At 70.9% G+C, this 4,998-nt stretch carries 7 protein-coding genes; 5 read left to right on the top strand and 2 right to left on the bottom strand.

The annotated features are described in order from the left end of the window. Window positions 1-583 (top strand): IMP cyclohydrolase (locus AC13HU_RS31900; protein WP_483045460.1); only part of this gene is annotated, 583 nt, incomplete at its 5' end. A 21-nt stretch (window positions 584-604) separates the two neighbouring features. On the opposite strand, the gene AC13HU_RS31895 is transcribed toward AC13HU_RS31900, so the two are convergent. After that, window positions 605-1,006, bottom strand: coding sequence for a PIN domain-containing protein (locus tag AC13HU_RS31895; protein ID WP_483045459.1), 402 nt, complete (start codon window positions 1,004-1,006; stop codon window positions 605-607). Beyond that, window positions 991-1,245: a type II toxin-antitoxin system Phd/YefM family antitoxin gene (locus AC13HU_RS31890; protein ID WP_328465733.1), complete on the bottom strand. Its 255-nt coding sequence runs from the start codon at window positions 1,243-1,245 to the stop codon at window positions 991-993. Before AC13HU_RS31890 ends, AC13HU_RS31895 begins: the two co-directional genes overlap by 16 nt. A 134-nt stretch (window positions 1,246-1,379) precedes the next feature. On the opposite strand from AC13HU_RS31890, the gene AC13HU_RS31885 reads away from it, so the two are divergent. The 4 genes from AC13HU_RS31885 to purF form a co-directional block, all read left to right on the top strand. Beyond that, complete coding sequence (locus tag AC13HU_RS31885; RefSeq protein ID WP_329367717.1) at window positions 1,380-1,583, top strand: DUF4177 domain-containing protein; 204 nt, start codon at window positions 1,380-1,382, stop codon at window positions 1,581-1,583. Window positions 1,584-1,739: 156 nt separating this feature from the next. Then, complete coding sequence (locus tag AC13HU_RS31880) at window positions 1,740-2,369, top strand: Uma2 family endonuclease (protein ID WP_443057128.1); 630 nt, start codon at window positions 1,740-1,742, stop codon at window positions 2,367-2,369. Window positions 2,370-2,379: 10 nt separating this feature from the next. Continuing rightward, on the top strand, window positions 2,380-3,207 hold the full coding sequence (locus AC13HU_RS31875; protein WP_483045458.1) for a maleylpyruvate isomerase family mycothiol-dependent enzyme: 828 nt from the start codon (window positions 2,380-2,382) through the stop codon (window positions 3,205-3,207). A gap of 282 nt (window positions 3,208-3,489) precedes the next feature. Further along, window positions 3,490-4,998: amidophosphoribosyltransferase (gene purF, locus AC13HU_RS31870; protein WP_483045457.1), on the top strand; the 1,509-nt coding region annotated here is incomplete at its 3' end.

Below are 4,998 nucleotides of genomic sequence, written 5' to 3'. Positions count from 1 at the left end.
CCTCACGGGGCGCACCCGTGCGTCGCAGGCACGCGAACTACGCCTCGGTGAAGGTGAGTTGGTGGTTGCCGCGACAGAGGGCCCCGGGGACGACCCGCTGCGGCACTACGTAGGCGCGCGCGAGCGCGGCGAGGGGCTGGTGTACGGCAACGGCGAGCAGGTCGCGCAGGTCGGCGGTCGGCTGGACGAGGGAGCGGAGCCGGTACGTGCGCTGTCCGGGCTGTCGTACGAGCCCGATCCGCCGATCTTCACCCCCCGGATCACGGTGGTCGTTCACCGTCCCACCGGGCGGGCCTGGCTCGGCGCGGCCCGGCGCGGTGCCAGCGGGCGGGAAGCAGCCGGCGTACTCACGCTTGCGGTCGGCGAACTCGCCCCGGGTGATGCGATGTTGATGACCACGTACAGTTCCGACGGCCGCGCGGTCGCCACCGCCGAGCCGTACGTCGAGACGGCGACCCGGGTGGACGCTCCGGACAGGCTGGCCGCCGAGATCTGGGACGCCCTCGACCACGAACTCCGGGTGGCCCTCGCCGTGTTCGAGCCCGGGGACCTGGGAAGCGCGTTGCTGCGGCAGCGGCCGTAGCCCGGCCGCGGTCCGGCGTGGTCAGCCGGGCAGGTCCGCGACCCGTACTCCGGGCAACTCGGCGAACGCAGCCTGTCGGTCGAGCGTGACCACCGCTCGGGCCGTGGCGGCCGCCGTGGCTGCGATGAGCAGGTCGTGCGCGCCGCGCGGCTTGCCCTTGCGTCGGACGTACGCGAGCAGGCGGGCGTGGACACGGGCGATGTCGGGACCGTATTCCTCGACGGGTACGACCGCGAGGACCGCGCTGACGAAGTCCTCACGGGGCTGGCGACGGGCGTCGTCGGCGAGTTCGACGCCGAGGAGCAGTTCGGCCGCGGTCACGGCGGCGATGGCGACGTCGTCGTCAGGGGCGAAGGCGACGGGGGTGCCGGTGCGCTTGGTGCCGATCAGCACGCCGGTGTCGAGGATCAGGCGTCGGGCCACGTCGCCGCCGTCTCGTCGGTCAGGAAGTCGCGGGTCGCCGCCACGTCGGCGGCGAAGCCGTCGTCCTGGGGCCTGCTCGCGAGTACGTCGTTGAGGGCGGCGCCGTTCCCCGCGTTGGCGGGCCCGATCTGGGCCAGCCGGCGTCCGGCCCTGGTGATCACGATGGTCTCGCCGTGCTCCGCGGCGTCCAGGAGCGCGGCGAAGTTCCGCGATGCCTCGGTGGCGGTCATCAGCTTCATGGAATCAGAGTATCTGATTCCAGGGGTTGGACGCGGTGGTCGGCGGGCGCCGCAACCTCCGGGCCGGTCGGGTGCGTCAGCAGGTACGACGTGGCACTTACGCAGTACCGGGAAACCACCGAGAAAGGCCGGACATGTACGAGTACAAGGTCGTCACCTTCCGTGAAGCGCTGATCGGGGACGCGCTCGACAGCGACAAGTTGGAGAAGGTGCTCAACAAGCACGCCGAGGACGGCTGGGCGCTGAAGGACATCACCTCCGGCGAGGTGAAGGGCCGGATAGGCCCCGGCGCGGTCGACGGCCTGCTCATCACCTTCGAACGCCCCCGCCAGGGCTGAGCGCCCGGCGGGAGGAGGTCCGCGCGGCTACGCTCGTTGTCCGAGTTGCCTGAGTGCACAGGCATGGGTGAGCGTGGCCGCGTGGTCACGTTCGGTTGCTGACCGTCTGTACGATCAGAATCTGAACGTGAGCATTCGGACACAGGGAGGTACGGGGTGACCGCTGTGGACGACCGGCTGCAGGCGTGGGATGACGCGCAGATGCTGCCGGAGACCTTCGAGGACATCGCCGCACTTGCGGCGCGTGACGAGGAGGGCCTCTGCTTCGAGCTGATCGGCGGAAAGCTGGGGGTCAAGCGCGTGCCGGACGCGATCCATGAGGCAATCACGATGTGGCTGCTCCGTCAGTGCATCCAGCAGAAACCCCAGTGGGATCTCCATACCGGTCAAGGGCTCAAGGTCGAGTCCTACAGAAACGGCCGGGCTCGGCCCGATGGCACGCTCGCTCCTGTCGCGCACTTCGTCGGCCGAACGGTCGGGGAGTGGGCCGACCCCGATGGTGTACTGATGGCGGTCGAGGTGACCTCGCGGGATCGTGACACCAACCAGCGCGACCGGGTCGACAAGCCGCGCGCCTACGCCGAGTCGGGCATCCCCGTGTACCTGCTGATCGACCGGGACCGCCGCGAAGTGAGCATCCACAGCGACCCGCAGGACGGCGCTTACCGCGACCGGCACGTCGTCGCGTTCGGCAAGACCGTGACCCTGCCCGAGCCGGTCGGGATCGAGCTGGATACGCGGCAACTGCTGGAGTGGACCGAAGGGGCCGCGGCACCCGAAAGCTAAGCTCGGGGGTATGCCGACCCCTGGGGAGAGCCGCCGCCGTGTCCGTACGTATGAGCCCGCGCGGACGTGGGGGGCGTTGCGGGCGCAGGTGGGGCATGTGCGGGTGGCCGTACGCGGGTTGACCGGGGAGCAGTGGAAGTGGCCCTCGGGGCTGCCGGGTTGGGATGTGCGGCTGTTGGTGGTGCACATCGTGCGGCAGGTCGAGGCGATGGGGACGATGCTGGCCGCGGAGCCGCCGCCGGCCGGGGCGAAGACGGTCGGGGCGAAGACGGTCGGGCTGGACGCCTGGGCGCTGTCCACCGCGGGAATCGCGGAGAAGCTGGATGCCTCGACCCGGGCGGAGGAGGCGCGGACCGCTGATCCGCTCGTCGCGCTCGACGCCGCCGCGGAGCGGCTCGCGGCGCTCGAGGCCGAGGCGACCAGCACCGACCGGCTGGTGCCGGGCCCGTTCGGCCCGATGCGGGCGAGCGACTTCCTGGTGACGCGGCTGGTGGAACTGGTCGTCCACAGCGACGACCTCGCCCGGGCCACCGGCATCGAGATCGGCTTCGACCGGCACGCGGTCGCCGGGGCGGTGCGGGTCCTCGCGGACGCGCTTGCCGCGAAGGCGCCCGGGAACTCCGTCGAGGTGCGGGTGCCGCCGTATGCCGCCGTGCAGTGCGTGGAGGGGCCGCGCCACACCCGCGGCACCCCGCCGAACGTGGTCGAGACCGACCCCATGACCTGGCTGCGCCTGTCCACCGGGCGCTCCTCGTTCGCGGACGAGGTCGAGGCCGCCCGCGTCTCCGCGTCCGGCGAGCGCGCCGACCTCGCGCCGTACCTCCCGGTCCTGGGGTAGCTGCTGCGGAGTTGCTCGGCCGATTCCCCCCGGCGTCCGGTTCTGATTCCCCCCGGGCCGCCGCTCTGTCGGTTCCGGGAGCGCTGGACGGGCGTGGGCGGGGTGGCGGCCACGAGGGCTCCCCGACGCGATTGGCCGGAAAACGACCCTGCGCCCGGGCGCGCCCGACTCCGTACGGCGAACATCACACCGCTTGCCACGTAAGGCATGACGCGCGTAGACCCGCGGAAATGAAGGTTCGCCCGTTCGGATGAGAGGCATTCCTGCCCTAGACTCGACAACGTGCCTCGTGGTGACGGACGACTCAGCCACGACCTGCTCCCCGGTGAGAAGGGCCCCCAAGACGCCTGCGGTGTCTTCGGTGTCTGGGCCCCAGGGGAAGAGGTCGCCAAACTCACCTACTTCGGGCTGTACGCCCTGCAGCACCGCGGACAGGAGTCCGCGGGCATCGCAGTGAGCAACGGCTCCCAGATCCTGGTCTTCAAGGACATGGGCCTGGTTTCCCAGGTCTTCGACGAGACCTCCCTCGGCTCGCTGACCGGCCACATCGCCGTCGGCCACGCCCGCTACTCGACCACCGGCGCGTCCGTGTGGGAGAACGCGCAACCCACCTTCAGGGCCACCGCCCACGGCTCCATCGCGCTGGGCCACAACGGCAACCTGGTGAACACCGCCGAGCTCGCCGAGATGGTCGCCGCGCTGCCGCAGGGTCCCGGACGGGGCATGAAGGTGGCGGCCACCAATGACACGGACATGATCACGGCGCTGCTGGCGAACCAGGTCGGCCCGGACGGCGACCCGCTGTCGGTCGAAGAGGCGGCACCACAGGTGCTGCCGAAGATCAAGGGTGCTTTCAGCCTCGTCTACATGGACGAGCACACCCTGTACGCCGCCCGTGACCCGCAGGGCATCCGCCCGCTGGTGCTGGGCCGGCTGGAGCGCGGCTGGGTGGTGGCCTCCGAGTCCGCCGCCCTGGACATCTGCGGCGCCAGCTTCGTCCGCGAGATCGAGCCCGGCGAGCTGATCGCCGTCGACGAGCAGGGGCTGCGCTCCTCCCGCTTCGCCGAGGCCCGCCCCAAGGGCTGCGTCTTCGAGTACGTCTACCTCGCCCGCCCCGACACCGACATCGCGGGCCGCAACGTCTACCTGTCCCGGGTGGAGATGGGCCGCCGGCTGGCCAAGGAGGCCCCGGTCGAGGCCGACCTGGTGATACCGACTCCGGAGTCCGGCACGCCGGCCGCGGTCGGCTACGCCGAGGCCAGCGGCATCCCGTACGGCTCGGGCCTGGTGAAGAACTCCTACGTCGGCCGGACTTTCATCCAGCCGTCGCAGACGATCCGGCAGCTCGGCATCCGGCTCAAGCTCAACCCGCTCAAGGAGGTCATCCGCGGCAAGCGGCTGGTCGTGGTGGACGACTCCATCGTCCGCGGCAACACGCAGCGCGCGCTGGTCCGGATGCTCCGCGAGGCCGGCGCCGCCGAGGTGCACATCCGGATCTCCTCGCCGCCGGTGAAGTGGCCGTGCTTCTTCGGTATCGACTTCGCCACCCGCGCCGAGCTGATCGCCAACGGCATGAGCGTCGAGGAGATCGGCAAGTCGCTCGGCGCGGACTCGCTGTCGTACATCTCGATCGACGCGATGGTCGAGGCGACCACGATCCCCAAGTCCGACCTGTGCCGGGCCTGCTTCGACGGCGAGTACCCGATGGACCTGCCCGACCCCGAGCTGCTCGGCAAGCAGCTGCTCGAGGTCGAGCTGGCCGGCGGCTCGGACGCTGCCGACGCGCTGCGC

The organism is Streptomyces sp. NH27, assembly GCF_056859195.1.
This window is presented reverse-complemented; position numbering and strand designations above follow the sequence as displayed.